This is a genomic window from Nonomuraea sediminis (assembly GCF_018531495.1).
GTDB classification, from domain to species: Bacteria; Actinomycetota; Actinomycetes; order Streptosporangiales; family Streptosporangiaceae; genus Nonomuraea; species Nonomuraea sediminis.
The window spans coordinates 112,343-139,240 of sequence record NZ_JAHDTI010000011.1; the positions used below are offsets into that span (position 1 = coordinate 112,343).

Annotated in this window: 19 protein-coding genes; 14 read left to right on the forward strand and 5 right to left on the reverse strand. The window is 71.4% G+C overall.

Features of this window, described 5'->3' with window-relative positions; genetic code table 11:
• Positions 1-38 precede the first annotated feature (38 nt).
• Positions 39-5,006: a trypsin-like peptidase domain-containing protein gene (locus tag KIK09_RS38040; protein ID WP_214324323.1), complete on the forward strand. Its 4,968-nt coding sequence runs from the start codon at positions 39-41 to the stop codon at positions 5,004-5,006.
• Between the two features lie 123 nt (positions 5,007-5,129).
• Complete coding sequence (locus KIK09_RS38045) at positions 5,130-6,389, forward strand: hypothetical protein (protein ID WP_214324324.1); 1,260 nt, start codon at positions 5,130-5,132, stop codon at positions 6,387-6,389.
• A gap of 32 nt (positions 6,390-6,421) precedes the next feature.
• Here KIK09_RS38045 and KIK09_RS38050 read toward each other — a convergent pair whose 3' ends face one another.
• Positions 6,422-6,913, reverse strand: coding sequence for a hypothetical protein (locus KIK09_RS38050; RefSeq protein ID WP_214324325.1), 492 nt, complete (start codon positions 6,911-6,913; stop codon positions 6,422-6,424).
• Positions 6,914-7,080: 167 nt separating this feature from the next.
• Between KIK09_RS38050 and KIK09_RS38055 the strand changes: the two genes are divergently transcribed.
• A complete protein-coding gene (locus KIK09_RS38055) occupies positions 7,081-8,382 on the forward strand; it encodes a cytochrome P450 (protein ID WP_214324326.1) in 1,302 nt (433 codons plus the stop codon).
• Here KIK09_RS38055 and KIK09_RS38060 read toward each other — a convergent pair.
• On the reverse strand, positions 8,339-8,830 hold the full coding sequence (locus KIK09_RS38060) for an FBP domain-containing protein (protein ID WP_214324327.1): 492 nt from the start codon (positions 8,828-8,830) through the stop codon (positions 8,339-8,341). The genes KIK09_RS38055 and KIK09_RS38060 overlap by 44 nt on opposite strands.
• A gap of 81 nt (positions 8,831-8,911) precedes the next feature.
• Here KIK09_RS38060 and KIK09_RS38065 point away from each other — a divergent pair, with 81 nt between their 5' ends.
• Entirely contained in the window at positions 8,912-9,499 is a 588-nt protein-coding gene (locus KIK09_RS38065) for a TetR-like C-terminal domain-containing protein (protein WP_214324328.1), read from the forward strand.
• A 599-nt stretch (positions 9,500-10,098) separates the two neighbouring features.
• Here the strand turns inward: KIK09_RS38065 and KIK09_RS38070 are convergent.
• Positions 10,099-10,752 (reverse strand): GntR family transcriptional regulator, encoded by a 654-nt coding sequence (locus KIK09_RS38070; RefSeq protein ID WP_214324329.1) that lies wholly within the window; start codon positions 10,750-10,752, stop codon positions 10,099-10,101.
• 95 nt (positions 10,753-10,847) lie between these two features.
• On the opposite strand from KIK09_RS38070, the gene KIK09_RS38075 reads away from it, so the two are divergent.
• Genes KIK09_RS38075 through KIK09_RS38090 form a run of 4 tightly spaced genes read left to right on the forward strand, consistent with a single transcriptional unit; the run spans position 10,848 to position 15,076 of the window.
• Positions 10,848-12,284 (forward strand): amidohydrolase family protein, encoded by a 1,437-nt coding sequence (locus tag KIK09_RS38075; protein WP_214324330.1) that lies wholly within the window; start codon positions 10,848-10,850, stop codon positions 12,282-12,284.
• Positions 12,281-13,528, forward strand: coding sequence for an MFS transporter (locus tag KIK09_RS38080; protein WP_214324331.1), 1,248 nt, complete (start codon positions 12,281-12,283; stop codon positions 13,526-13,528). The genes KIK09_RS38075 and KIK09_RS38080 overlap by 4 nt, the downstream gene beginning before the upstream one ends.
• Entirely contained in the window at positions 13,528-14,229 is a 702-nt protein-coding gene (locus KIK09_RS38085) for a fumarylacetoacetate hydrolase family protein (RefSeq protein ID WP_214324332.1), read from the forward strand. The genes KIK09_RS38080 and KIK09_RS38085 overlap by 1 nt, the downstream gene beginning before the upstream one ends.
• Positions 14,207-15,076: a polysaccharide deacetylase family protein gene (locus KIK09_RS38090; RefSeq protein ID WP_214324333.1), complete on the forward strand. Its 870-nt coding sequence runs from the start codon at positions 14,207-14,209 to the stop codon at positions 15,074-15,076. Before KIK09_RS38085 ends, KIK09_RS38090 begins: the two co-directional genes overlap by 23 nt.
• A 244-nt stretch (positions 15,077-15,320) precedes the next feature.
• On the opposite strand, the gene KIK09_RS38095 is transcribed toward KIK09_RS38090, so the two are convergent.
• Positions 15,321-18,644, reverse strand: coding sequence for an indolepyruvate ferredoxin oxidoreductase family protein (locus KIK09_RS38095; protein ID WP_214324334.1), 3,324 nt, complete (start codon positions 18,642-18,644; stop codon positions 15,321-15,323).
• A gap of 149 nt (positions 18,645-18,793) precedes the next feature.
• Between KIK09_RS38095 and KIK09_RS38100 the strand changes: the two genes are divergently transcribed.
• Complete coding sequence (locus KIK09_RS38100; RefSeq protein ID WP_214324335.1) at positions 18,794-19,264, forward strand: Lrp/AsnC family transcriptional regulator; 471 nt, start codon at positions 18,794-18,796, stop codon at positions 19,262-19,264.
• Positions 19,265-19,273: 9 nt separating this feature from the next.
• Here the strand turns inward: KIK09_RS38100 and KIK09_RS59540 are convergent, their stop codons facing one another.
• Positions 19,274-19,558 (reverse strand): luciferase domain-containing protein, encoded by a 285-nt coding sequence (locus tag KIK09_RS59540; protein ID WP_214324336.1) that lies wholly within the window; start codon positions 19,556-19,558, stop codon positions 19,274-19,276.
• A 252-nt stretch (positions 19,559-19,810) separates the two neighbouring features.
• Here KIK09_RS59540 and KIK09_RS38110 point away from each other — a divergent pair, with 252 nt between their 5' ends.
• The 5 genes from KIK09_RS38110 (at position 19,811) to pstS (ending at position 26,897) form a co-directional block, all read left to right on the forward strand.
• Positions 19,811-22,273 (forward strand): ligand-binding sensor domain-containing protein, encoded by a 2,463-nt coding sequence (locus KIK09_RS38110; RefSeq protein ID WP_214324337.1) that lies wholly within the window; start codon positions 19,811-19,813, stop codon positions 22,271-22,273.
• Between the two features lie 109 nt (positions 22,274-22,382).
• Positions 22,383-22,961 carry a helix-turn-helix domain-containing protein gene (locus tag KIK09_RS38115; protein ID WP_214324338.1) on the forward strand — a complete coding sequence of 193 codons (579 nt, stop codon included), beginning with the start codon at positions 22,383-22,385 and terminating at the stop codon, positions 22,959-22,961.
• Between the two features lie 268 nt (positions 22,962-23,229).
• Positions 23,230-24,867 carry a PstS family phosphate ABC transporter substrate-binding protein gene (locus KIK09_RS60255; RefSeq protein WP_214324339.1) on the forward strand — a complete coding sequence of 546 codons (1,638 nt, stop codon included), beginning with the start codon at positions 23,230-23,232 and terminating at the stop codon, positions 24,865-24,867.
• A 494-nt stretch (positions 24,868-25,361) separates the two neighbouring features.
• A complete protein-coding gene (locus KIK09_RS38125) occupies positions 25,362-25,652 on the forward strand; it encodes a hypothetical protein (protein WP_214324340.1) in 291 nt (96 codons plus the stop codon).
• Positions 25,653-25,847: 195 nt separating this feature from the next.
• Positions 25,848-26,897, forward strand: coding sequence for a phosphate ABC transporter substrate-binding protein PstS (pstS, locus tag KIK09_RS38130; protein ID WP_214324341.1), 1,050 nt, complete (start codon positions 25,848-25,850; stop codon positions 26,895-26,897).
• Position 26,898 lies beyond the last annotated feature (1 nt).

Consider the following 26,898-nt stretch of genomic DNA (forward strand, 5'->3'; position numbering starts at 1 on the left):
CTCATTGCGCGCGGCCGATTACGCCCGAAGATGTAGGGGTGACTGAGCGCTCAGGGCGAGTTGTCGAGGTCTACGCGGACGGCGGCTACGGCTCCGGTTACGCGATCGGCGACGATCTGGTGCTGACGGCCGCGCACGTCCTGGCGGACGGCCCGGCGTGCCAGGTCAGGCGGCAGGGCGACGACGGCTGGATGACGGCCGAGGTGGCCTGGCGCGGCACGGACGGCATGCTCGACGCCGCCCTGGTCAGGGTCTCCACGGCGCCGTGGCGGGACGCGCCAGACAAGGGGGCGCTGCGCTGGGGCAGGGTCAAAGGTCTTGGCGTGCCGTGCACGGCGTGTGGTTACCCCAAGGCACAGGCGGAGCCCGACGGGTCCCGCCCGATCGAGACCATGACGGGCACGATCAGCACCGAACGCGCGCAGCGCTACGACATCGACGTCGTGTCCGCCAAGCCGCTGGCCGGCGAGTCGGGCTGGCGCGGCATGTCCGGCGCGGCCGTGTTCGGCCCCGGGCGGGTGCAGCTCGGCGTGGTGATCGCCGACCCGGTGATGTACGGCAGCGCCCGCCTGCACGCCCTGCCGGTCAGGCGCCTGCTGGAGGAGGAGGCGTTCGCGCGCCTGGTGGGCGCGGTGGAGGTGGAGGACGTCGAGGACAGGGGCACCGTCACCGAGCTGGACAACGGCCGCTACCTGGAACCCCCGTACCTGCCGCCGGCCGCCGACGCCCCCGACTACCAGCTGATCCAGGCCAGGCACGGCCGGGTCGCCTTCGTCGGCCGCGAGCGTGAGCTGCACGACCTGGTCGCCTGGTGCGCCGGGTCGGGCCTGTTCAGCGCGGCCACCGTGTCGGGCGCGGGCGGCGCGGGCAAGACCAGGCTGGGCGCCCAGCTCTGCGTGGAGATGGCCGGCCGGGGCTGGTCGGCCGGGTTCGCCGACGCGCGGGGACTGACCGCCGACCTCACCTCGGGCGTGCGCGTCGAGCTGGTGTGGCCGACGCTGCTGGTCGCCGACTACCCCGACAGGCTCACCGACCCGGTCATCGCGCTGATCAAGCGGCTCGGTTCGCGGGTGCGCGGGCCGAGGCTGCGGCTGCTGCTGGTCGACCGCTCGCCCGCCGCCGACGAGGTGACCTGGTGGCGCAAGCTGAACCGCGACACCGACGGCCTGCTGCGCAGGTCGACCAGGACCACCATCGCGCTCGGCGACGGCGGTCTCGGCCCCGAGGACGTGCGGCGGCACGCCGAAGCGGCCGCGCGGGCCTTCGGCGGCGGCATGCCGTACGAGGGGCTGCCGGAGACCAGCCCGCTGCTGGTGCATCTGGCCGTGTTGAGCGGCGAGGTGCGGCGCACGCCGCAGGCGCTGCTGCAGGACTTCCTGGACAGGGAGTGGCGCAGATGGGAGGGGCGGCTGCCCGCGCACCACATCGCGGACCTGGGTGAGGAGGACGTGCAGCAGGCGGCGGCGCTGGTCACGCTGACGGCGCCGACCCGCGAGGAGGCGGCCGACCTGCTCGCGGCCCTGCCCGGGCTGGAAGGCAGCGAGCAGGGCCGGCGCAGGCGCATCTCCGGCTGGCTCGCCGAGGTGTTCCCCGGCGAGCCCGCGCTGGCGCCGCTCAAGCCCGACCCGGTCGCCGAGCAGCTGCTCGACACCACTCCGGAGCTGGCCCGCCTGGTGCTGGCGGTGCACGACCATCCGGCGTGCACGGGCGCCCATCTGGCGCAGCTGTTCGACGTGCTCCGGCTGGCGGCGCCGCAGCGCGCCAACGCGCAGGAGGCCCTGCGCGGGCTGCTCGTCGCCCGGCTGGACGAGCTGGTGGACACGGCGGCGGCCGAGCCGTACTCGCAGCTGCCCGGCCTGCTCGAGGCGGCGCTGCTGCTCTCCCCCGGAGCGGAGCTGGCCGAGGCGGCGGCCAGGGTGCCGCGCCCGCCCGTGCCGCCGTCCGGCGCGCTGGCCAGGCTGCGCTGCTCGATCACCGAACTGGCGGTCTCCAACGGCTCGCTGGCGGGGGCCGAGCTGGCCGACGCGCTCACCGACCTGGCCGCCTACCGCGCCGCGTGCAACGAACTGCCGGCCGCCCAGGACGCGGCCGAACGCGCGCTGGCGCTGGCGGAGCGGTTGGACGCGGTACGGCTGGCGCGGGCCCGCTACAACCTGGGCACCTGCCTGGCCATGCGGGGCCTGGACCCGGAACGGGCGGACGGGCTGCTGATCGACGCGGCCGCGTCGGGCGAGCTCGACCCGCTGCTCAACCTCGCCTCCTTCCGCGCCGACCGCGGCGACCAGCGCACCGCGGTGCGCGTCTACCGGCAGGCCCTCAACGTCTACCTGGACGGCAGGGGACACCACCTGCTCGACACGGTGAGCGAGGCGTTCGGCCACCTCGAGCGGGACCTGCGGGTCGACAGGCCGCTGCCCGCCGTGCGCGACGGCTACCGGCCGCTCACCGGCGCGAGCCCTGACACCCGCGACCGGTACGGCTCGATGCTGCTGCTGGCCGGGCGGCTGTGCCCTGGCCTGGCCGAGCACACCCCCGACGTGCTCCGCAACGCCCTGATGCCGCTGCTCGCGCCCCGCCTGGCCAGGAACCAGGCGCTGTACGCGGCCGAGGACTTCGCCGAGGTCCTGCGGGCGGTGTCGGAGGTGCTGACCAACCTGGGCGAGCTCGAGGTCGCGGTCGTCCCCGCGGCCGAGAGCGTGGCGTTGCTGCGCCGCTTCATCCACGCCAACCCCGACCTGCGCGAACGGCTGGCCCTCGGCCTGCGCCTGCTCGGCAAGGCCCACCACCGCGTGGGAAACCTGGAGGCGGCCCTGGCGAACACGGCCGAGTCGGTCGACTGCCACGCGGATCTGCCCACGATGGGCCTGGCCGATGCGCTGGAGCAGCTGGCCGACCTCCAGGTCGAGGCAGGGCGCCCGGCCGAGGCCGTCGCCGCGCTGCGACGGGTCGTGCCGCTCTACCGGCAGCTCGACGAGCGGAGCATGCTGGCCAACGCCGAGCTGGCCCTGGGCACCTACCTGGCGGAGCTGGGCAGCCCCGACGAGGCCCTGCCGGTCCTGCGCGACTCGGCCGAGCTGTTCGCCGAGCTGAGCAGGTCCGACCCGCACGAACTCGAGGGGCACGCGCTGGCCCTGACCATGCTGGGCACCCTGGTCACCGCCACCGGCGGCCCCGCCGCCACCCTCGACATGGCCGAGCAGGCCGTCGAGATCACCGCGGCCCTCGCGCGATCCCGGCCCGAGCGGATGAAGGACCACGCTCAGGCGCTGGTGGTGCTGAGCAACTCGGTCGGCACCGTCGGCCGCATCCAGGAAGGCTACGACCTGGCCGCCAGAGCCGTGGAGCTCTACCGAGCCCACGACATGGACGAGCCCACGCTGCTCAGCTGGGGACTGACGACCATGAGCCAGTGGGCCATGCACCTGCAGCGCCCCGAGGAGGGCATCGAACGCGCTCGTGAGGCGCTGGAGGCCATCGACGACCTCGCCGACACCGACAGCGTGGTCAGGACCGACCGCGGCATCGGCCTGGCGATGCTGGCCGCGGCGCTCCAGGCGAACCTACGCCCGCAGGAGGCGGTGCCCCTGGCAGAACAGGCCATCGACCTGCTCATCGACCCGTCGCTCACCACGGCGGGCATCGACGTCATCCTGGCCGAGGCGATGACCACCCTCGGGCTGAGCCGCATGATGGCGGGAAGCGTCGCCGAGGCCATCGAGCCCGCCGTGGCCGCGCGCCAGGTCCTGGGCCACCATCCGCACGACAATCCGCTGGTGGCCGGCATCATGGCGCGCTCCTACTTCTGCGAGGGGGTCAGCCTGAACGAACTGGGCCGCCCGCAGGAGGCGCTCGAACGGCTGGCCGAGGCGGAACGCATCGCCTCGGGCAACGTCTTCGCCCAGCCGCTGGTCGCCGCCGCGCTGACGGCCATGGCCAGCTGTCACGTGCTGCTCGGCAGGCCGGACCTGGCGTTGGAGTCCGCGGATCGGTCGCTGGCGATGCCGTCGCCCGGCGAGCATGCCGCGGGCAGGGTGGCCACGGCCCAGGTCCATTTCGTCCGCGGCACCGCGTTGTTGCAGCTGGCGCGGCTGGACGAGGCGGTCGCCGCGCTGGCCAGGGCCGCCGAGTTGTTCGGTTCGGCGGATCCGATGCTCGCCTTCGCCCTCCCGCACGCCTCCGCCGTGGTCTTGCTGGCCCAGGCCCGGCTGGGGCTGGGGGACGCGGCCGCCGCCGCGGAGGGAGCGGCCGAGGGCATCGAGATGCTGCGCGTGCTGGGCGCGGGGACCCCGCAGGCGTCCGCCGTGCTGGCCGGGTCGTACGCGACCGCGCTGAGCGTGCGGCTGTTCGCGCTGACGCAGCTCGGCGAGCCGGCCGGCGAGCTGACCGTCGAGGCCGTGACCTCGCTGCGCGCCGTACCCGGGCTGGAGTTCCAGCTCGCACAGGCGTTGTGCGTGCGCGGGGCCGAGCTGGCTCAGGAGGGCGATCTGGAGGCCGCGGCCGCCATGGTCGCCGAGTCGGTCGAGCTCTTCAGGGCCTTCGGGGCCGACGCGGCCCCGATGCTGGCCAGCGCGGAGCGGCAGCTCGGCTTCTGCCTGATGGAGCTGGAGCGCCCGCGGGAGGCCCTGCCCGTGCTCAGCGAGTCCGCCTCGCTGTTCGCCCAGGTCGCGAACCCGATGCTGGAGCTCGAGCGGATCGAGGTCGAGCAGAACCTGGGCTACTGCCTGCTCGACCTGGGCGATCGGGAGTCCGCCGTCCCGCATCTGCGCACGGCGCTCGAACTGCTCGAGCCGCTGGCCGCGGGGGAGCAGGGGCTGCTGCCCGAGCTGATCAGCGTGCTCATGGCGCTGGCCGACAGCGTCCCCACCGCGCAGGAGGCGCTGTCGCTGGTGGACAGGGCGCTTGCGCTGCAGGAGGCGCTGGCCGCGCTCGACCCGGGCGAGCAGGGGCGGCTCCTGGGCGAGCTGCGCGCCTACCGGGCCGAGGTCGCGCGCGAGCTGGAGGGCTGATGCCGCGATCCGCGTAGCGGGCTTCCCCACGAAGACGCTGGGATAGCTTGGCCAACGCTTGCCGTACACATCGCCATAAGCCGGGAACGTCCCGTTCAGGACTTCGGGGGATGGGCGAGGCGAGTGTCCGATGAGCTGAGCGGTGAGGAACGGGCGGAGCTGGAGCGGCTGCGCGGCGAGATGGCCGCGCTGCGCGAACGCCGCGCGAAGGGGCGCTGGCGCGCCTGGGTGTCCGCGGTACTGATCACGCTGGGGTGCGTGCTGCTGCCGGTGTCGGGGGTGGCCTACTGGGCGGCCAACCAGGTCGCCGACACCGCCCGCTACGTGGAGAACGTCACGCCGCTCGCCAGCGACCCCACCGTGCAGGCCGCGGCCACCGACCGGGTCACCGCCGCCGTCATGAAGGCGCTCGACGTCCCCTCCCTGGTGAAGAGGCTCGGCGGCGCGCTGCCGCCCAAGATCGGGGAGAAGGTCGACGGGCTTTCCGGGGCGATCAACGGCGGGGTGCAGGGGTTCGTCCGCGACGCCGTCGGCAAGGTGGTGGCGAGCGACCAGTTCCAGAGCGTGTGGGTCGACGCCAACCGCGTCGCGCACACCCAGCTCAACGCGGTTCTGTCCGGCCAGGGCAGCGCGGTGCTCAAGGTCACCGGCAACACCGTCAGTGTCGACCTCGGGCCGATCATCGACAAGGTCAAGCAGAAACTGGTCGCCTCCGGGCTGGGCATCGCCGCGTCCATCCCCGAGCTCCACCCCACCTTCGAGCTGTTCCAGTCGCCCGACCTGGTCAGGTGGCAGACCCTCTACAGCTGGCTGCTCGCGCTGCAGTGGGCGCTGCCCATCCTGACGCTGATCCTGCTGGCCCTGGGCATCTATATCGCCAGGAACCACCGCAGGGCGGTGCTGGGCACCGGCGTCGGGATCGCGGTCGGCATGCTGGTGCTCGCGGCGGGGCTCCTGCTGGTCAGAGCCGCCTATCTCAATTCGGCGGCCGCGCACGGCCTCAACACCGCGGCCGCCGCCACCGTCTACGACACCCTGGTCCGCTTCCTGCGTCAGGGGCTGCGCACGATACTGGTGCTCGGCGTGGTGATCGCCGTCGGCGCGTTCTTCACAGGACCCTCGACCACCGCGGTGGCCACCCGCCGGTTCCTGAGCGGGCACATCGGCGGCAAGGTCAACACCGGGCGCTTCGGGCTGTGGCTCTACCGCTACCGCGGTCCCGTCCGGGCGGGCGTGGTCGCGGTCGCGGCCCTGGTCTTCGTGTTCTGGGACCACCCGACGGGCAAGGTGGTGTTGCTGCTCGCCGTACTGACGCTGCTCGTGCTCGGGCTGGTCGAGCTGCTCTCGCGCAAGCCGCCGGAACCCATGGAATCTACTTTGTAAAGGGCCTCAGGTGCGGCCGAGGCCGTGGTGCGTCAGCCGATGGCGATGGGCTGGTTGTCCAGCGCGTTGACCTTGATCGCGGTGATCTTCAGCTGCGTGATCCGCACCTGCGGGCTGCCCGCCGGCTTGGTGCAGGCGAAGATGAACTGCCTGGTGCCGGTGAAGTTGTGGACCACGTGCACGACCATCGCCTGCCGGCTGTTGGGCGCCAGCGTGACCGACGTGGAGTCGGTGTCGGCGCCTTCCTCCGCGCTGAGCTGGCACGCGTAGTTCTGGATCGCTGTCGCGCCCAGGTTCTCGGCGGAGAGCTTCGCGGTGATCGTGTACGGCCCGCCCGAGGGAAGCCCCAGCACCGCCGAGGCGCCGATGGAGTTGGCGTGCAGGACGTCGTTGTCCCACCGGCTGACCACCTCCGGCGGCACCGCCTCGGCCGTGCCGACATTGCCCGCCAGCAGCGCGCCCGCCGCCAGCGCGGCAGCCGCCGCGGTGGCGACGCGCCACCGGTTGCGCCGCATGTCGCTCATCTGTTGTCTCCTGTCTGGACATTCGTCCGCGGGCAGGTGCACCGCGGATCAGGTATGGCCGAGTCTGCGGCGGGCACGCCCTCGGACGCACCGACATTCCGCCTGTGCGGAAACACCGGGATTGGCTTCCAGAGCGGCGTGTGGGACTCTGGAGGAGGGTGATCTTCATGCCGATCCCGGGCCCACCGCCGTCCGCCGCGGGCGACAACCTCGACGACATCGCCGCCGCCGGAGGCCTGCACGCCTTTCAGCTCGCCCTGCACCGCGACTACGGCGACGTGGCCGAGTTCCGCTTGCCCGGCTCCCGCCTGGTGTCCGTCGCCGACCCCGTCCTGCTCGAGCGCGTCGCGCGGGTGAACAAGCGGCCTGAGAAGCTGTTCGAGTTCCTCTCCCCGCTCTTCGAGACGGGCAACCTGCAGGTCATGCCCGCCGAGGAGCACACGCCCTGGCGCAGGGTGGTGCTGTCGGCGCTGGCCGGACGCCGCTCGCACGAGGCGCACTACGACGCCTTCGCGCGCCTGGCCACCGACCTGGCCGACCGCTGGGCGGCCGCCGCGCCCGGGCCGGTCGCTCTGCAGAAGGAGCTCAGCGAGCTGTCGCTGCGCATGATCTGCCAGTACGCGCTGGGCATGGACATGGACTCCGGTGACCTCGCCGGGCGCGTCGTCCGGGCCTTCGAGGAGGTGCTGTCGGAATACCTCGGCAAGCTGTACGGCCTGCCGTACCAGGAGGGCAGGGCAGAGGAGGGCCTGGCGTTCCTGCGGAGCGCGGTCGACACGGTGCTGTCCGAGCGGCGGCCGTCGGACAGGCCCGACCTGATCACGCTGCTCGCCGAGGCGGGGGAGCCGCCCGCGCGGGTGCGCGACAGCGTGCTGTCGATGATGCTGGCCGCCCATCACACGACCGGGGTGGCCATCTCGTGGACGCTCTACCTGCTGGCGTCCCATCCGGAGGTCGTGGCGCGCATCCGGGCGGAGCTGGCGGGGGTGCCCGACGTGCCCGGGTACGCCGATCTGGCCGCGCTGCGTGAGCTCGATCTGGCGCTCAAGGAGTCGATGCGCCGCTACCCGCCCGGCCCCTACGGCGCCAGGGAGACCACCGAGCCGCTCGAGCTCGCCGGCCACGAGATCCCCGCGGGGACCACGATCTTCGTGCCCATCTGGGCGATCCACATGAATCCCCGCATCTGGCCGGACCCTTCGCGCTTCGACCCCTCGCGGTTCGATCCCTCCCAGGTGGCGGGTCGGCCGCGGCTGGCCTACCTGCCCTTTGGCTTCGGGCCGCGCAGCTGCGAGGGCGCCTCGCTGGCCACGCTGGAGGCGCAGCTCGTGCTCGCCGTGCTGCTCAAGCGCTTCACCTTCGCGCCGGTCGAGGACCACCCCGTCGTACCGGTCGAGCGGTTCGTCCTCTGGGCGGAGCACGACATCAGGATGACGATCTCACCTTCCGCAGGAACTCGGCCACGTTGACCTCGGTCCTGCCGATCTTCTCCTCGAGCGTGAGCGACTCGTGCATCCTCCCGCCCGGCCCTGCGTCCTTCTTGCCGCGCAGGTAGAGCGAGCAGGCCAGGTCGGTGCAGATGTAGGCGCCCACGGAGTCGCTGTTGCCCGCGGAGCGGCGGGCGGTCATCAGCGACACGCCGTCGCCGGTGTGGGTGGTCAGGCAGAGGGAGCACATGCTTCGTCGTGCGAGTTCGGCACGCGGCGGGGTCCGTCGCAGCGCCACGCCGACCAGCCGGTCGTCATGCTCGGCGATCAGGTAGGCGCGGCCGGGTGAGGCGAGGTCCTGCCAGCCGAGGAAATCCAGGTCGTCCCATGGCCGGGTGGCCAGATCCCTGGGTACGGCGAGGCGTTTGGCCTCGCCCTTGGTGCAGTTGACGAAACTGGCGCGGATCTCGCCCTCGGTGATTGCTCTCATAGCTATCAAGCTATGTTCGTCATAGGCGAACCGCAAACTATTATGTATATTCCTAGGAGTCCTAGGTAAGGGGATGTTTCCATGGCGCGCGCCGGGGTGACCGTCGAGCGGCTGGCCGAGGCGGCGGCCGAGCTGGCCGACGAGGTGGGGCTGGACAGCGTGACGGTCTCGGAGGTCGCGCGCAGGTTCGGCGTGAAGGACGCGAGCCTGTACTCCCACATCAGGAACGCCCACGAGCTGCGGGTGCGGGTGGCCGTACTGGCGCTGGCCGAGCTCGCCGACCGGGCCGCGGCGGCGCTGGCGGGGCGGGCGGGCAAGGACGCGCTGGTCGCCTTCGCCGACGCCTACCGTGACTATGCCAGGGAGCATCCGGGCAGGTACGCGGCGGCGCAGATCGAGCTCGACCCGGAGACCGCGCGGGCGAGCGCGGCCCGCAGGCATTCGGACATGATGCGGGCGATCCTGCGCGGCTACTCGCTGGCCGAGCCCGACCAGACCGACGCGGTCCGGCTGCTCGGCAGCGCCTTCCACGGCTTCGTGAGCCTGGAGCTCTCGGGCGGGTTCCGCCACCACCCGCGTGCCGCCGACGCGTCCTGGACCCGGATCCTGGACACCCTCGACACCGCCCTCCGCACCTGGCCGTCACAGCCCGCCGATCCCACCCCGTAAGCTCCGCTTTCCGGCTTCCTCCAGCGGATCGCGGGACTTCGGCCCGCCGCGCATCCGATGCATCCTCAACCGGAGCCTTCGCCGACCAGGGAGCGATGTCGCTGCCAGGCGGCGGGTCGGCCTGCTAGCCGCCCGGAGCTGCGCAATACTCCCGGTGAGGCCCTGGACGAGGGCGTCGTGCCCCCGCGCCTGCGCCCCCGCGCCTGCGCCCATGCGCAGCGTGTCCCCGCGTGCTGGCGCCTTACGGGCGAGGAGTTCTCCGCGTGCTGGTCGCCTCTTGCGGGAGATCTTCCCCACCCTGGGCCCCCTGGCTGCGCGGGCGGAGGGTGCCAGCGCTGCCGAGATGGTGCCGCCGCGCTGGGCGCTGCCGTAGTGACGCTGCCGTAGTAACACTGGCGGCGGTGATGCCTGCCGTGCCGGGCACCGCTGTGTTAAGGCTGGCGCGGTGGCGCCTGCCGCGCTGGGCGCTGCCGTAGTGACGCTGCCGTAGTCATGCTGGCTGCGCCGGTGCCCGCCGTGCTGGGCGCCGTCGCGCTGACGCTGTGGTGCTCGACGGCGGGCGCGGGGTGCCGTACTGATCGATCCTGGTCGTGGGGTGGCTAGGGGGCGGGTTTGTAGGCGCGGGCGGCGGCCTCGATGTGGGACTTGGCGGCGGATCTGGCGGCCTTGGCGTCGCCGCGCCGGATGGCGGTCACGATCGCGCGGTGCTGGTCGGTGATCGCGCCCGCCCAGTGCGGGTCGTCCAGGTTGGCGACGGTGGTCACGGCGATGCGGTCCCACACCCGGTGGAGCGTGTCCTCCAGGAAGGGGTTGCCCGCGGCGGAGCCGATGGCGCGGTGGAGGGCGAGGTTGGCCCGGGCGGAGGCGCGGGCGTCGCGGGTGCGCACCGCCTTCTCGACCTGGTCGACCGCCTTGTCGAGGGCGTCCACCTCGGCGGGGGCCAGCTGGCCCGCCGCCTGGCGCTCGGCGGCCAGGCCGGCGGCCAGGGACTCGAGCTCGGCGCGCAGCACGAACAGGTGCGCCGCCTCGAGGGGACTCAGTGCGGCGACGGCGACGCCGCGGGCGGCGGGGATGACCAGCCCCTCGGCCAGCAGCCTGCCGATCGCCTCGCGCACGGGAGTGCGGCTCACCCCCAGGTCGGAGGCCAGCGCCGCCTCGGTCAACCGCTGGCCGGGCGCGTATTCGCCGTCGGAGAAGCGGTGGCGCAGGGCTGTGTAGACCGCGTGGGCACTGCCTGGCTGGGAATCGGGCATGCGTCGAGTATACGCTGCATGCAAGCCGCCCTTGACATGCATTGCATGCAATGCATACTTAGACGCAACCGAAGTCCGCACCACCTGGGGTGACGATGCGCCCACGATCCGACCTCCTCCTCGCGGGGACCCACCTGATCTCGATGGACCCCGAGCTCGGCGATCTCCCGAGCGCCGACGTCCTCATCCGCGACGGCCTGATCGCCGCCGTCACGCCGCACGGCCCGAGCTCGTACGGCGAGCGCGAGCCGGGCGGCGGGCACGCGGGTGGCGGGGGCGGCAGGCCGTACGGCGAGCTCGAAGCCGACGGCGTGGAGGTGGTCGACGCGACCGGCACGGTGACGCTGCCGGGGTTCGTGGACACGCACTGGCACTTGTGGAACTCGCTGCTGCGGGGCACGGTGGGGGATCGGCCGGGGGCCGACTACTTCACGGTCAAGCGGGCGCTCGCGCCCCACTTCGAGCTGGACGACTTCTACTGGGCCGCCCGGTTCGGGCTGGCGGAGGCCGTCAGCGGCGGCATCACCACGGTGCACAACTTCGACCACAACGTCCGCGGCCCGCAGGACGCCGACGCCAACATCCGCGCCCACCTCGACTCGGGGCTGCGCGGGCGCTTCTCCTACGGCCCGCCCGACTCCGCGCCCGCCACGAGCACGAACGACCTGGACGACCTGGCCAGGCTCCGCGAGCGCTGGCCCGCCGACCGGCTCGACGGGCGGCTGGACTTCGGGGTCGCGCTGCGCGGGCCGTACCGGACGCCGCCCGAGGTGTACGAGCGGGAGTGGGCGGCGGCCCGCGAGCTGGGCATGCCGATCACCATGCACTGCGACCGGTGCCTGCGCGAGGAGGGCTGCCGCGAGTGCGGCCTGACCCGGCTGGAGGAGCTCGGCCTGCTGGGCGAGGACGTGCAGGTCATCCACGCCGTGCACGCCGGCGCTCGCGACATCGAGGCGCTGGCGCGCACCCGCACCCGCGTGTCGCTGAGCCCGATGACCGAGCTGCGGACCATGGGCTTCCCGCTGGTCACCGAGCTGCTGGAGGCGGGCGTGCGGGTGTCGCTCTCGCTGGACACGCTGGCGATGCCGACCAGCGCCGACATTCTCGGCCACCTGCGCGCGATCATCTCGGTGGAGGCCGCCCGCACCGGCTCAGCCGCGGTCACGCCACGCCGCCTCCTCCGGATGGCCACGCTCGACGGCGCCAGGGACCTCGGGCTCGACGACCGCGTCGGCTCGATCACCCCCGGCAAACGCGCGGACGTCGTGGTCCTGCGCGCCACCGACGTCAACCTGCTCCCCTCGGGAGACCCGGTCGAGGCGCTCGTCTACACGGGCCAGATCGACAACATCGACACCGTCATCGCCGACGGTCGCATCCTCAAGCGGCACGGCAGGCTCCTGCTCGCCGACGACGAGCAGGACCCCGTCCGCATGGCCACGATCCGCCGCGACGCCCTCCTGAGCAGAGCCGCGGCAGCCGGCGACTGGCCACAGTCGCCAACCGACGCAGGCGAAGGGAGTCTGCCATGACCACCACCCCCGTTCCCTTCTCACCCCCGTCCAGACCAACGCTCGCACCCAAGCTCGCGGTCGCGATGTTCGGCCTGCTCCTGCTGGCCTACGCGGTCAACGCGATGGACCGCATGGTCTTCCCCGTCCTGCTCGTCGAGGTCCGTGCCGAGTACGGCTTCAGCCTCGAGGCCGCAGGGTTGCAGTCCACCGTGTTCGCCATCGGGATGGGGCTGGCGGGGCTTCCCGCCGGTTTCCTCCAGCGGACGCTCGGGCGCAAGCGCACGATCGTCGCGGGCACCCTGCTGTTCTCCCTGGCGACGGCGCTGACCACGGTGTCGATCGGGTTCGCCGACATGCTGGTGTGGCGGGTGCTGTCCGGCGTCGGCGAGGCGCTGCAGCTCGCCATGATCATCGCGGTGGCCTCGAGCGCCTTCCCGGCCCGCCGCGGCGTGGCGATCGGCAGCGTCAACATGGCCTTCGCGGCCGGTTCGATCATCGGCCCCGCCCTGGGCAGCGGCTTCCTCGAGTCCTACGGCACCTGGCGCGCCCCGATGCTCGCCTTCGGCGCGATCGGCGTCGCGCTGGCGCTGGCCATCCTGGCGCTGGTGTCGCCGGGACTGACCGAGATCGACCCGGCGGAGAGCGCGACCCGCAACGTGGGCGGCGCGCCGCGGCTGCTCTCGCACAACCCGATGGTGCTGGCGGCCATCACCGCGCTGTTCGGCCTGGCCGACTTCGCCTACATCGGCATGTACGCCAGCTACCTGCGTGGCCAGCTCGGCTTCACCCCGGGCGGAGCCGGGTTCGTCATCGGGCTGTCCGGGCTGGCGGCCTTCGCCTCGCCGGTCGGCGGCTACCTGGCCGACCGGTTCAGCCCCAGGATCGTGCTGCCCGCGCTGAACGTGGGCGTGGCGGTGTGCGCGTGCGCGCTGTTCCTCGGTCCCGGCTCGACCGCCTGGCAGGGCACGTTCTCGTTCCTGTTCGGGCTGTTCGCCAGCAGCGGCCTGTACGTCGCCACGGCCGGCTACCTGGTCAAGTCCGCCTCCGGCGAGATCGTCAGCCGCGCGGCCGGACTCTTCGTCACCTGCATCTACGTCGCCGCGGGCGTGGCGGGCCTGCTGTTCAGCAGCCTGATCTCCCTCGGCGGCTGGGTGACGGCGGGCCTGATCCAGATCGGCGGCGTCTCACTGCTCGGCGCCCTGCTCGCCCTGGCCCTCCGCCCCCACCTGTTCAGCAAGACCGTCACCTCCGAGGACCTCTGATGCTCTGGCAACCCACCCAGGTCGCGCTCCCCGTGAGCGGCACGACCGAAGCCTTCCCCGTCCGCCGCGTGTACTGCGTCGGGCGCAACTACCTCGACCACATCAGGGAGATGCGCGAAGGCGACGAGCGCGACGACCCGTTCTTCTTCCAGAAGCCGGCCGACGCCGTGGTCCCCGACGGGTCCGGCGTGCCCTATCCGCCCATGACCGGCGACCTCCACTTCGAGGGCGAACTGGTCGTCGCCATCGGCGCGCCCGCCTTCGCCGTCCGCCCCGAGCAGGCCGCGGATCACGTGTACGGCTACGCCGCGGGCATCGACCTGACCAGGCGCGACCGGCAGCGCGAGTGCCGCGACCGGGCGCACCCGTGGGAGGCCGGCAAGTCGTTCGACCACTCGGCGCCCTGCGGCCCGATCTTGCCCGGCCTCCGGCCTCCCGCCGGTGAGCTGCGGCTCAGCGTCAACGGGGAGCCGCGCCAGCACACCGACCTGGGCCTGATGATCTGGAACGTCGAGGAGATCATCAGCCACCTGTCGCATTCCTACCGGCTCATGCCCGGCGACCTCATCTACACCGGCACCCCCGCGGGCGTCGCGGCGGTGAACCCCGGCGACCGCATCCAGGTCGAGATCACCGGCCTGCCCACCCTGACGGTCACCATCGTCGAAGGAGAAGACCTTGCGTCCCAGCGAACGGCTTGACTACGACCCCATCGCGGGCCGTGCACCGCTGCTGCTGCCCGAGGGGCAGCGCATGGTGGTGTGGGTCATCGTCAACGTGGAAACCTGGTCCGACACCGACCCGATGCCGCGCACCGTGCTCACCCCGCCCGCCGGCGGCATCCCCGCTCCCGACGTGCCCAACTGGGCCTGGCACGAGTACGGCAACCGCGTCGGCTTCTGGCGCATGCTCCAGGCGCTCGACCGGCAGGGCGTGACGGCCACGCTGGCGATCAATGGCCAGGCCATCACGCACTACCCGCAGATCGCCCAGGCCGCCAGAGACCGCGGCTGGGAGTTCATCGGCCACGGCTTCACCCAGAAGAACATGCAGAAGGTCGACGACGAGCGGGCCGACATCAAGGCCACGACCGAGGCGATCGAGCTCGCCACCGGCGTCAGGCCGCGCGGCTGGCTCGGGCCCGGGCTCACCGAGACCTGGGAGACTCCCGACATCCTGGTCGAGGAGGGCTACGAGTACGTCTGCGACTGGGTGCTCGACGACCAGCCCGTCGAGCTGGCCACCAGGACCTCGCCGATCGTCAACATCCCCTACACCCAGGAGTGCAACGACGTGGCGATGATGCTGATCCAGCACCATCCGGCCCGCGAGTACTTCCAGCGGGCGGCCGACCAGTTCGACCAGCTCTACCGCGACTCGGCCGACTCGGCCCGCGTCATGGCGCTGGTCGTGCACCCGTACATCATGGGCGCGCCGCACCGCTTGAAGTACTTCGAGCAGGCCCTGCAGCACATCCGCGCCCACGACGACGTCGCCTTCCGAACCGGCGAGCAGATCCTCGACTGGTACCAGGCCACGACTCGGTAGCGGTCTCTTCGAGGACTGTACGGCGAGCCACGGCCACCGGCCGCCCGCCGTACTCCGGCTGAGGGCCCGCGACCGGCGCTGCCGGCGAGTCGGGGACGGTGCCCCGCCGCAACGGCCTCCGGGATCGTCCCGGCGCCGCCCACCGGTCGCCGTGATCGGGCGCCTGACCGTTGTACGGCGGTGGGTTGGTGTCAGCGCCGTGGGCGGCGTCGGGACGGAGGTGGCCCAGGTGGGTTGGGGGTACTCAGGTGTGCAGCGAGTCCTTCAGCGCCGCGGCGCGGGTGCGGAACTCCTCGACCCGGGCCAGCTTGATGTCCTCGTACCCGCGGACGAGCTCGGGGAGCTCCGCGATCGACGTCACCGTGTCGGCGGTGGACGCCTCGAGCCTGGTCAGGGCGTCGGCCACCAGCGCACGGTACTCGGCGATCAGGGCCCGCTCGACCCTGCGGACCTTGGCGTACCCGAAGACGTCCAGCGACGTCCCGCGCAGCCCGCGGGCCGCCCGCAGCCCGCGGAACAGCACGCCGGCCGAGCGCCGCAGCCGGATCTTGCGCTTCATGCCGAGGGCGCGCAGCACCGGCGGGTGCAGCAGCACCGACACGACGGCGTCGGGGCCGAAGTCCCGCTCGCGCCGCTCCTTCTCGGCCGGGTCGAGGTGGAGCCGCGCCACCTCGTACTCGTCCTTGTAGGCCATCAGCTTGTGCAGCCCCTTGGCGTAGGCCAGCGCGATCCGCGACCCGGCCTCCTCACCCGCCTTCTCGATGGCGAGCGACGCGACCCGCCGCACGTCGGAGGCGTAGCTCTCGGCGTAGGCGAGGTTCTGGAAGCCGGTCAGGTCGGCGGTCCGCGTCGCGACCACGTCGTCGAAGGAGTCGCTCACCTGCGGGGTCAGCCCCGCGGCCCGCATGACGGCGTCGAGGTCCACGACCGCGGCACGCCCCCAGCGGAACGCGGCCAGGTTCCGCTCGACGGAGGCCCCGTTGAGCTGGACGGCCCGCTCGATCGCCTCGGCGGAGACCGGCACGCACCCGAACTGGTAGGCGGCGCCCACCAGCACCATGTTGGCCGGCATGTGGTCGTCGAACAGCGCCTCGGACAGCGCGTGCGCGTCCACGAAGAGCTGGTCGCGGGTCGCCGACTCGATCCGGTCCAGCGCGCCCGAGGGGGTGCCCGTCGCGGAGCGGCCGGTGACCATGGCGGCGGTCGGCACCAGGCCGGTGCTCACCACCGCGACCGTGCGCGACGGCGAGGCGACGGCCAGGTTGGCCTCGGCGGCCGCGCCGAGCAGGTCGAACCCGATCAGCGCGTCCGCGGTCCCGTTCGTGGCGCGCACGGAGGCGGTGATCGGGTCCTTGGAGATGCGCACGTCGCTGACGACGGGCCCGCCCTTCTGGGCCAGCCCGGTCTGCTCGAGCCCGGCGGCGTGCAGCCCGTCGAGGTGGGCCGCCATCTGCAGGATCTGCGAGACCGTGACGACGCCGGTGCCGCCGATGCCGGGCATCCGGATCAGCGCCTCGTCGGGCCTGACCGGCTCGACCAGGGTCACCGGCAGCTCCGGGACCGCCCTGGCCCGCCGTACGCCCGGCTCGACCAGCAGGAACGAGGGGCAGTCGCCCTTCAGGCAGCTCAGGTCGGAGTTGCACGAGGGCTGGTGGATGCGGGTCTTGCGGCCGAACTCAGTCTCGACCGGCTGCACGGACAGGCAGGTGGAGGCGGTGCCGCAATCGCCGCAGCCCTCGCAGACCCGCTCGTTCACCACGACCTTCGCGGTAGGGGTGGGCAGCTTGCCGCGCTTGCGCAGGCGGCGCTCCTCGGCGGCGCACCGGTCGTCGTGCACGAGCACGGTCACGCCGTCGACCGCGGCCAGCTCGCGCTCGGCCTCGGCCAGGTCGTCGCGGTGCCGGACCGTGGCGATCTCCGCCAGCCGGACGCCGCGGTAGTCCCCGGGCTCGGGCGTGGTGACGATGATGCGGCGCACGCCTTCCAGAGCCAGCGACCGGGTGAGCGCCGCCACGTCGAGCCGGCCCTCGGCGGGCTGGCCGCCGGTCATGGCGACCGCGTCGTTGTAGAGCAGCTTGTAGGTCATCGTCACCCCGGCGGCCACGGCGGCCCTGATGGCCAGCGAGCCGGAGTGGTGGAAGGTGCCGTCGCCCAGGTTCTGCACGAAGTGCCGGTCCTCGGTGAACGGCGACAGCCCGATCCACTGCGCGCCCTCGCCGCCCATCTGCGTGATGCCGACCTGGTTGCCGCGCCCCGCGCCGTCCAGCGCGATCATGGCGTGGCAGCCGATGCCGACGCCGACCAGCGTGCTGTCGTCGGTGCGGGTGGAGAGGTTGTGCGGGCAGCCCGAACAGAAGTACGGCGTGCGGGCCGCGACCAGCGGCAGCGAGACGCGCCTGCGCCGCGGCTTGGCCTCGATCGGCAGCAGCGCGGCCAGCGCCTTGGCCACGTCGTCGGCGCCCAGCGTTCCCCGGGCGGGCAGCAGCTCCCTGCCGATCACGTCGGGCACGTCCGGCCTGCCGTACAGGGCCTGCTTGAGCTGACCCTCCAGGAACGGCACCTTGTCCTCGACGACCAGCACGCGCTTCAGGTCGCCGGTCATCGCCGCGATGGCCTCGTTGCTCAGCGGGTACGGCATGCCGAGCTTGATCAGCCGGATCCCGAGCTCCTCCATCGCGGGCTCGTCCAGCCCCAGATCCGACAGAGCACGCCGCAGCACGGCGTAGGACATTCCGGAGGCCACGATGCCGAGGGTGGGGTGGCGCGGTTCGAAGGTGACGCGGTTGAGGCCGTGCTCGTGGGCGTAGGCGCGGGCCAGCTCCAGGCGGCGGGTGAGCACGTCGTGCTCCGCATCGAGCGACGCGGGGCCGACCAGGGCGGGGGAGAGCTCGCGTTCGGCGTGGTCGGGCGCGGGGATGGACTCGCGCAGCGCGGCCAGGTCGACGGTGGCCGAGGCGTCGGCGATGTCGGCCACGATCTTCAGCCCCACCCAGAGGCCGCTGCGGCGCGACAGGGCGACGGCGTGCAGGCCGTACTCGATGATCTCGGCGACCGAGGAGGGCGCGAGCAGCGGCATGTACATGCTCTGGCACATCTGCTCGCTCGCGCTCGGCACGGTCGAGGACTTGCTGCCGGGGTCGTCGCCGATCCAGGCGACCGCGCCGCCGAGCGCGGCCGTGCCTGCCATGTTGCCGTGGCGGATGGCGTCGGCGGCGCGGTCGAGGCCGGGGGCCTTGCCGTACCAGAAGCCGGTCACGCCGTCGTGGCGGTGGCCGGGGAGCCTGCCGAGCAGCTGGGTGCCCGCGACGGCGGTGGCGGCCAGCTCCTCGTTGAGTCCGGGCTTGAGCACGACGCCCGCCTCGTCGAGATACCGGCCGGCGCGGCGCATCTCGAGGTCGACGCCGGCCAGCGGGGAGCCCGGGTAGCCGGAGACGAACACGCGGGTGTTCAGCCCGCGCTCCTGGTCCAGGCGGCGCTGCTCCAGCGTGAGCCGGACCAGTGCCTGGATGCCGGAGATCAGCACTCTGCCGTCGACGGCCGTATACCTGTCATCGAGCGACACGCTCACCTGGACCTCCTGGTTGGGGGGATCTCAGGAGAACAAGCCTGCCCGGTTGAACGCAAGTATGTGACGAGAAATCATGACAAAGACGCAAACTCTTTGCGGCAACGGGGCATTTCGCTAGTGTCTGGTTCGCCGACACGAGGAGTTCTCCCATGCCCGACATCGATGACCTTGACCACCGGATCCTGTCGTTGCTGCGCGACGACGGGCGCAGGACGTTCTCCGAGATGGCCGGTGAGATCGGGTTGTCGGTGGCGGCGGTCAAGCGGCGCGTGGACCGGCTCAAGGAGATCGGTGTGATCACCGGGTTCACCGTGGAGATCGACTACGCCAAGCTGGGCTGGGGGATCGAGGCCTTCACCGAGCTGCGGTACGCGGGCACGACCCCGGTCAGCGAGATCGTCAGGACCGCCACCGAGGTCGCGGAGGTGCAGGCGGTCTTCACCATCGCCGGCGACCCGGACGCGCTGGTCCGGGTCAGGGTGCGGGACCTGGATCACCTGCAGCAGGTCATCGACCACCTGCGCAGGACGGGCAACGTCACGGGCACCAAGACGCTCATGGTGCTGGGCTCCTGGACCCGGGACGCCCGCTCCCGCCTGCGCCCCGGGCACCACTCGTGAGCGTGCGGCTCAGGTGGTGTTGGCCTTGATGGCGACGCTGGTCAGCGTCAGCAGCAGATCGAGGTCGGGCTCGGCCTCGATCTTCATCGCCACCCACGCCTTGTCGGCGCAGGCGCTGACCTGGCCGGAGGCCTCCAGCAGGGGCTGGAGCCGGTCGATGGCCGGGATGGTGAGCCGGAGCTGGACGCGGTCGTCGCCGGCCAGGCGCAGGATCTCGGTGCCGTCGACGGAGAAGGTGACGCCGCCGCGCCTGTCGCGAGCCGCTAACGCGGGCCAGGAACGCAGCTCGGTCACGGCCCGAGCCGCATAGGGCCCCTTGCGCACGCGAGGGCGGCGTATGAGGGATATCCCTGTCACGGTCCCATCGTGGTACACCAGTCGGGCACCGGCCACCGTTCGTTCTTCAACCGTTACCCGGAATGACGGGCGGCACGATGTTCCGTCCAAGCTCCTATAGATTTCGGACGGGTCCGAAATAATAAAGTTCCGTTGACTCTCGACGATTGAAAAGTTACGGTCTGGGCCAAAATCGATTGGAGGTGCCTCATGCGGATCCCGTTAGCCCTCGCCCTGGTTCTCGCGCTGCTCGCCGTACCGGCCATCCCGGTGCTGGCGGCAGACCTGAAGATCGCGAACGGCGGGTTCGACCAGGGTCTGTCCGGCTGGACCAGCTCGCACAGTCCAGGCGGCACGGCGGCCGTCACCTGGCAGGGCCGGACCAGCGCCCGGATCGCCGACGCCGACGACGGCAAGGCCTACGGACTGGAGAGCACACCTGGCCTGGCCGCCACCGCGAACACCCGCTACGTGGTCTACGCCAAGGTCTGGGTGGACACCGGGAGCGCCGACCTCTACGTCCGCTTCCACGGCTCGTCGGGGCAGGTGCTGGGCAGCGGTTACACCCACGTCGCGGGACCCACCGGCGGCTGGACGGACGTGCAGGCCGCCGGGACCGCACCGGTCGGGACGACGTCGGTCTCGGCGCTCGTCTACTCCGGCGTCGGCAACCAGGGCACGGCCTACTGGGACGACATCCTGATCTCCAAGGCCGACACCGACCTCGGCGTGCAGCTGGAGAGCTCGGTGCCGAACGCCACCACGTTCGCCGGCGACCAGGCCTACGGCCTGTACACGGGAACCGCCGACACCAACCCGCAGCTGGCCGTCATCGACGTGGCCAGTGAGACGGTGACGAAGAAGATCACGATCCCCGACACGGCAAGCTCGCCCACCGTGGGCGGCTGGGCCGCGACCACGTCCACCGAAGGCACCGTCTACCTGGGCACCTATCCCAACTCCAAGCTCTACAGCTACGTCCCCGGCCAGTCGGCGGTGACCGACCTGGGCAGGGCCGAGGGCGGCTACTCCGTCATCTTCGGCCTGGCGCCGGGCGCCAACGGCAAGATCTACGGCGGCAGCTACAACGGCGGCCAGTACTTCAAGTACGACAACGGGAAGTTCACCTCGATCGCGTCCCCGGTGTGGGGGACCGTGGAGTACGTGCGCAGCATCGCGCACGACCCCGTCGCCAACGCCAGCTACCTGGGCGTCGGAACCAACGCCGCGCTCATCAGGTTCGACAACGTGACCGGCGACCGCTCCGACCTGCTGCCCCCGGCGTACGCGGTCAACTCCATGGTCGGCGGTGTCACCTGGACGGGCGGGCGGCTGTTCGCCTGGGTCGACCGCACGCTGCTCGTCCTGAACGTGATCAAGAACGCCGACGGCACCTACCGCGCCACCACCGACGCCACGATCACCGACGTCGACCTGCACATCTCCGACGCCCGCGACGGCAAGGTGTGGTTCGTCAGGGACGGCTACCTGTGCTCCTACGACCTGGCCGCCAGGACCTGGCAGCAGACCACGGTCCAGCCCGGCCTCGACGTCACCGGCTACGGCTGGGTCGGCGGCACGCTCGTCGGCCTGGGCGCGTCCCCCGAGGGCACCAAGATCTTCAAGTACACGCCCGCGACCGGCCAGGCGACCACCCACCTCGTGCAGGGCACGCCGGTGCTGCCCGCGGCGATCAACGCGCTCGGCGCGGGACCCGACGGCAAGATCTACACCGGCGGCTACCTGACCGGCGGCACCGGCATCTACGACCCGCTCCGCGGCGACGCCGACGACACCCGGCCCGACAGGGAGACGCTCGCCGGCCTGACCCAGACCGACAGCATGAAGACCATCAACGGCAAGCTCTACTTCGGCACCTACCCCTCGGCCAGGCTCTACCAGTACGACCCGGCGGGCCCGTGGCCGCCCACGAAGCTCTACGAGGGCGGCCACGCGGGGAACAAGGCCGACGACTGCGCCGACGGCGACGACCCGCCCCCGCAGGACCGCCCCTACGCCCTGGCGGGATCGCCCGACGGCACGATCTACATGGGCACGGTCCCCAAGTACGGCAAGCGCAGCGGCGCGCTCAACATCTGGAAACCCGGCAGCGCGGGCAGGACCCTGTGCGTGGTGCGCGACCAGGCCGTGGTCTCGCTCGCCTACTCGGGCGGCAAGGTCTACGGCGGCACCTCGACCCGCGGCGCGCTCGGCGTCACCCCGGTCCTGGCGCCCGGCGCCTCGGCCACGCTGTTCGACTACGACCCCGCCACGGACGCGGTGACGCCGCACCCGCTGCCCGCCGCCATCGTCAACCGCCAGGCGATCACCGCCGTCGCCGAGGTGGACGGCAAGATCTGGGGCTTCGCCGAGGGCTGGCTGTTCGTGTACGACCCGGCCTCGGACACGTGGCCCACGGTGAAGCAACTGTTCACCGTCGACTACACGAAGGACACGGCGCGCGCCTGGCGCGACGCGAACCTGGTGACGATCAAGCAGGACCCGGCGAGCGTCTACGGCTCGATCGGCGACCAGCTCTTCAAGATCGACAAGGCGACCAAGGCGATGACCGTGCTGCTGACGGCCGGCGGCATGGACGGCCTGGCCACGGACTCCTACGGCAACCTCTACTACAGGATCGGCGAACGCCTGCACCGCTTCGCGGCGTTCTGATCCCGGTCACCTTCCTCCCGCGCGCCGTGTCATAGCCACGACGGCCATGTCACGGCGCGTAAGGAGCAGTTCGTGTAGATTGGCAAGGCGGTTTTGCTACCTTGGCAAGGTGGACGACGAATTCGAGGACGTGCTGACGGCGGTCGGGCCGCGGCTGCGGGCGCTGCGGGTGGCCGCGGGAACCACGCTGAACCAGCTGAGCGAGACGACCGGGATCTCGGTCAGCACGCTGTCGCGGCTGGAGTCCGGGCTGCGCAGGCCGACGCTGGAGCTGCTGCTGCCCCTGGCCAAGGCGTACGGCGTGCCGCTCGACGAGCTGGTCGGCGCGCCGGAGACGGGCGACCCGCGGGTCCACCTGCGGCCCTTGAAGCGCAACGGCAGGACGATCATCCCGCTGACCCGGCGGCTCGGCGGCATCCAGGCATACAAGATGATCATCCCGCAGGAGCCCATCGGCGAGCTGCGCGTGCACGAGGGCTACGACTGGCTCTACGTGATGTCCGGCCGGCTGAGGCTCATGCTGGCCGACAAGGAGGTCGTGCTCACGCCCGGTGAAGCGGCCGAGTTCGACACCCACGTCCCGCACGCCTTCACCAGCGCGGACCCCCGGCCGGTGGAGATCCTGACCCTGTTCGGCAGCCAGGGCGAACGCATGCACGTCCGCGCCCGCCCGGCCACCTCCTCCTAGCCGTGCACGGCGGTCACGGACGGTTCAGGACGATGGAGTTGATGGGCGTCAGGTCGAGCACGTCGTAACAGGCGATGCAGGCTGTCCCCTCCACCGGGGAAAGGGTCGAGACGATTCCTCAATGCTCGTCTTGCACGATGTTGCCGATGTCACGCAGACGCTACGTAGGTGTGGCTTCAGCTCGGCTTCACGTGTCCGGGGGCTGAATTCCGTGTGAATGATCCGCGGTTATCGCCTTGGTTTGTTGGGATACCGGGAGAATTGAGAGGTGGCTGCGTTACAGCTGCTGGGGGAGCTGGTCGATTTTCTCGGGGGAGTCGGTCCGGTCCTGTTCGGGATCATCCTGTTGCTGGTCACGCCATTCGTCGACCGGCTGCTGGTGCGGCGTAAGCGGATCAGCTTCCGCGTGCTGTACAACTCCAAGATCGGGCTGGGCCCCGAGAAGTACGAGCCCGCCGAATCGGACCCGCCGCAGCTGCGCCGGCTCACCACGCTGCTCGAGCGGATGAGCATCGTCGTCATCCGCATCCGCAACAGCGGCAGCTACGACATCGACGATGACGACTTCGACAGGCCGCTGTCGTTCACCTTCGGCGGCCGGGTCGTGTGGAACGCCCGCGTGTCCGAGGCCACCACCGATCACCTGCGCACCCGGCTGCGCAACGGGCTGCGCTTCTTCACCACCGCCAACAGGCCATCGCCCGACAGCCTGCAGACCGTGCGCGGCCGGTTGGGGGAGCGGATGGCCCGCTGGCTGCTCGGCGGCCAGGCGCAGCAGGACAACCCCGAACCCGCCTGGCACGGGGTCCGCATGGAGGACCTGGCGCTCAAGCGGGGACAGCGCGCCAAGCTGGTCGTGGTGCTGCGCGAGGAGGACCCGACCGGCGAGGAGATCACCAAGGTCGTCGAGCACACCGGCAAGCTCAGGGACACCGGCATGATCAAGGACGAGGGCCGGACGCGGCGCGTCACGCTGCCCCGGGTCAGCGGCGCCCTGGTCATTGTGCTCACCGCGCTGCTCGTGCTCAGCCAGCTCGCCCAGCCCAGGGACAAGACGGTCGCCTGCGCCTCGGGGACGCTGCGGATCGAGGGGTCGAGCGTGTTCATGGACGCCATGCGCGCCGTCGCCGAGGAGTACATGAAAGCCTGCGGGGACGCCACGATCACCACCAACGCCAACGGCTCGCTCGGCGGCGTCCGCGACGTGGCCACGGCGGGCTCCGGCGACCTGGTGGCGCTTTCGGACGGGAGGAGCAGGGACTACGCCAACCTGTACGCGGAGAAACTGGCGATCGTCGTCTACTACGTGGTGGTCAACAGCGGCGTGGGCGTCACCACGCTGAGCGTGAAGGACCTGCAGCGGATCAACAGCGGCGCGGTCAACGACTGGCGGCGGATCCGCGGCGGAGACCCGCTGCCGATCAGGATCGTCAGCCGCGGCGGCGATTCCGGCACCAGGCAACTGTACGAGCAGCGCGTGCTCGGCACCGGCGAGAACGTGCTGTCCTCCAGCGAATGCCTGACCAGGGACCGCAACGCTGGTGTGCCGATCATCCGGTGCGAGCGCGGCGACAACGCCAAGGTCATCCAGCAGGTCAGCACCACCCCGGGGGCGATCGGCTACGCCGACGCGCAGTCGCTGGCCGAGGCCCGCAGGGCCGGCACCATCACCGCGCTCACGCTGGACGGGCGCGCCTTCGACGCCTCGACCGCCGTCGAGTCCGGCTACCCGTTCTGGACCGTCGAATACCTCTACACGCGCGCCAAGCCGCAGCCGGGCTCGCTCGCCGCCGATTTCCTCGCCTTCGCGCACAATCACCCGCTGGCCAGGGGCCACCTCACCGAGTCGGGCTTCCGCCCCTGCGCCACCGCCGAGGGCACCCTGCCGCTCTGCGACCTGCGCTGATCACCCAGGGCGTGCGGGCACGCGCCGCCGCTGTTCCTATCCATGATCACTGGCATGGCGGGCTCGGTGATCGTCACCTTCGCGCTGGGCCCTGCCCACAAAAGGCCTTCGCTTCGCTCAGACGTTCTTCTGAGACCCACCCGTTGTCGTGGCTACCCTGTAGTCCATCTGGACCCCACCCTGCTCCAAGGTGCTCGCTCCGCTCGCGCGTCCTCCCGGTCGAGCTGAAGCTCGACCCCTGAATGCCTTCGCTTCGCTCAGACGTCCTTTCACGAGCCCGCCCGTTACCCACCTGGACCGCCGCCCGTCTGGTGCCCACCCAGGAGGCGGGCGCGTAGCGCGCCTGCGCGACCTGACAGCGACCCGATGAAGGTTTCCCTGGCGAGGATGGTCACGCACCATGCCTCAGTGGACCCTGCCCCAGGGCACTTCATTTCCAGGCGTCCGGTAGGCAGCCGCACTGACCCATAGGCTTTAGGGCCGTCGCCTTCGACGTGGGCGAGACCATTCTGCGCGACGACCGCTATTGGGCATCTTGGGCCGACTGGCTCGACGTCCCCAGACATACCCTGTCCGCGATCGTCGTCGCTCAAGGCCGTGACAACGCTGACGCTCTCCGACTTCTTCGACCGGGGATCGATCTCGAGGCCGAGTACGCCGCACGCGAAGCCGCCGGGCTCGGCGAACGCATCGAGGAGGCAGACCTCTACGCCGATGTCCGGCCAGCGCTCGCCGCTCTTCGCAGAGCCGACTACCGCTTGATCATCGTCGGCAACCACGCATGAACGGCAGCGGCACAGGCCAGAATCCCCGGGCTTCAGCCCGAGGAGCGCGCGTCAATGCATCAACTGCCGGCGTCTTCGAAGCCGCCTGAGCTCGAGCCTGACGCCGGTGACTTGACCGGTTGGGGACCGTTCCTTCTTGTCTGCTTTGCCGGTAGATGCGGGAACTCATCACCGCGCGTTCATAGCGTCTGAGATGTGGGAAACGCGACTGCGGCCGGCGCGGCTGCCCTGCTGGTGGCAGTCGCGCTGGCCGCGTGCGGCACCGTCGAGGAGCGGAGCGCGTCCCCACTGCCGGGGCAGGCCGCGACGATCATCGGCTCGGGCTCGACGGCACAACTCAGCGCGATCGACGCCTGGCGGGCGGGGTTCGCCAGGATCGTCCCCGGGGCGAACATCGTGTACCAGCCCGTCGGCTCGGGTGAAGGCGTGCGCAACTTCATCCGGGGTCACGCCACCTTCGCGGGCTCCGACTTCGTGATGAGCTCCGAGCAGCGGCTGCAGGCCGACAAGCGGTGCGCCGGCCGGGCGTTCCACCTGCCCATGGTGGTGAGCCCGATCGCGTTGGTCTACAACCTGGACATGCCCGATCTGAAGCTGTCTCCCGGCACCATCACCGGCGTCTTCAGCGGGAAGATCACCAGGTGGGACGACCACGCGATCGCCCACGACAACCCCGGCGCCAACCTGCCCCACGCCGGCATCAGGGTCTTCCACCGGATCGACGACTCCGGCACGAGCAAGAACCTGACCCGCTTCCTCCGGCAGGTGGGCGGCTGGCCGTACAAGCCCTCGACGACGTGGCTCGCGCCCGGAGGCGAGGGTGTCGTGGGGTCGGCCCAGATGACGGACGCGGTGAAGACCAGCGACCACTCGATCGGCTACGTGGAGTACGGCTACGCCAGCGCGGCCCAGCTGCGCATGGCGAAGGTGAAGAACGCCGCCGGCGAGTACGTCGAGCTGTCGCCGGAGAGCGCGAGCGCGAGCGTGGCCGGCGCCCGGGTCGTCGGCACGGGCGGTGACCTGGCGGTCAAGCTCGACTCCTCGGTGAAGAAGCCGGGGGCGTACCCGATGGTGATGCTCACCTACGAGATCGTCTGCTCGAAGGGCTCGCCTCCGCTGCTGCGCGGCTTCCTGGGCTACGCCGCCGGGAACGCGGGCCAGTCCAACCTGTCGCTGCTCGGCTACGCCCCGCTGCCGCCCGAACTGCTCGCCCAGGTGCGCGCGTCGCTGGACTCCATGACCTGAT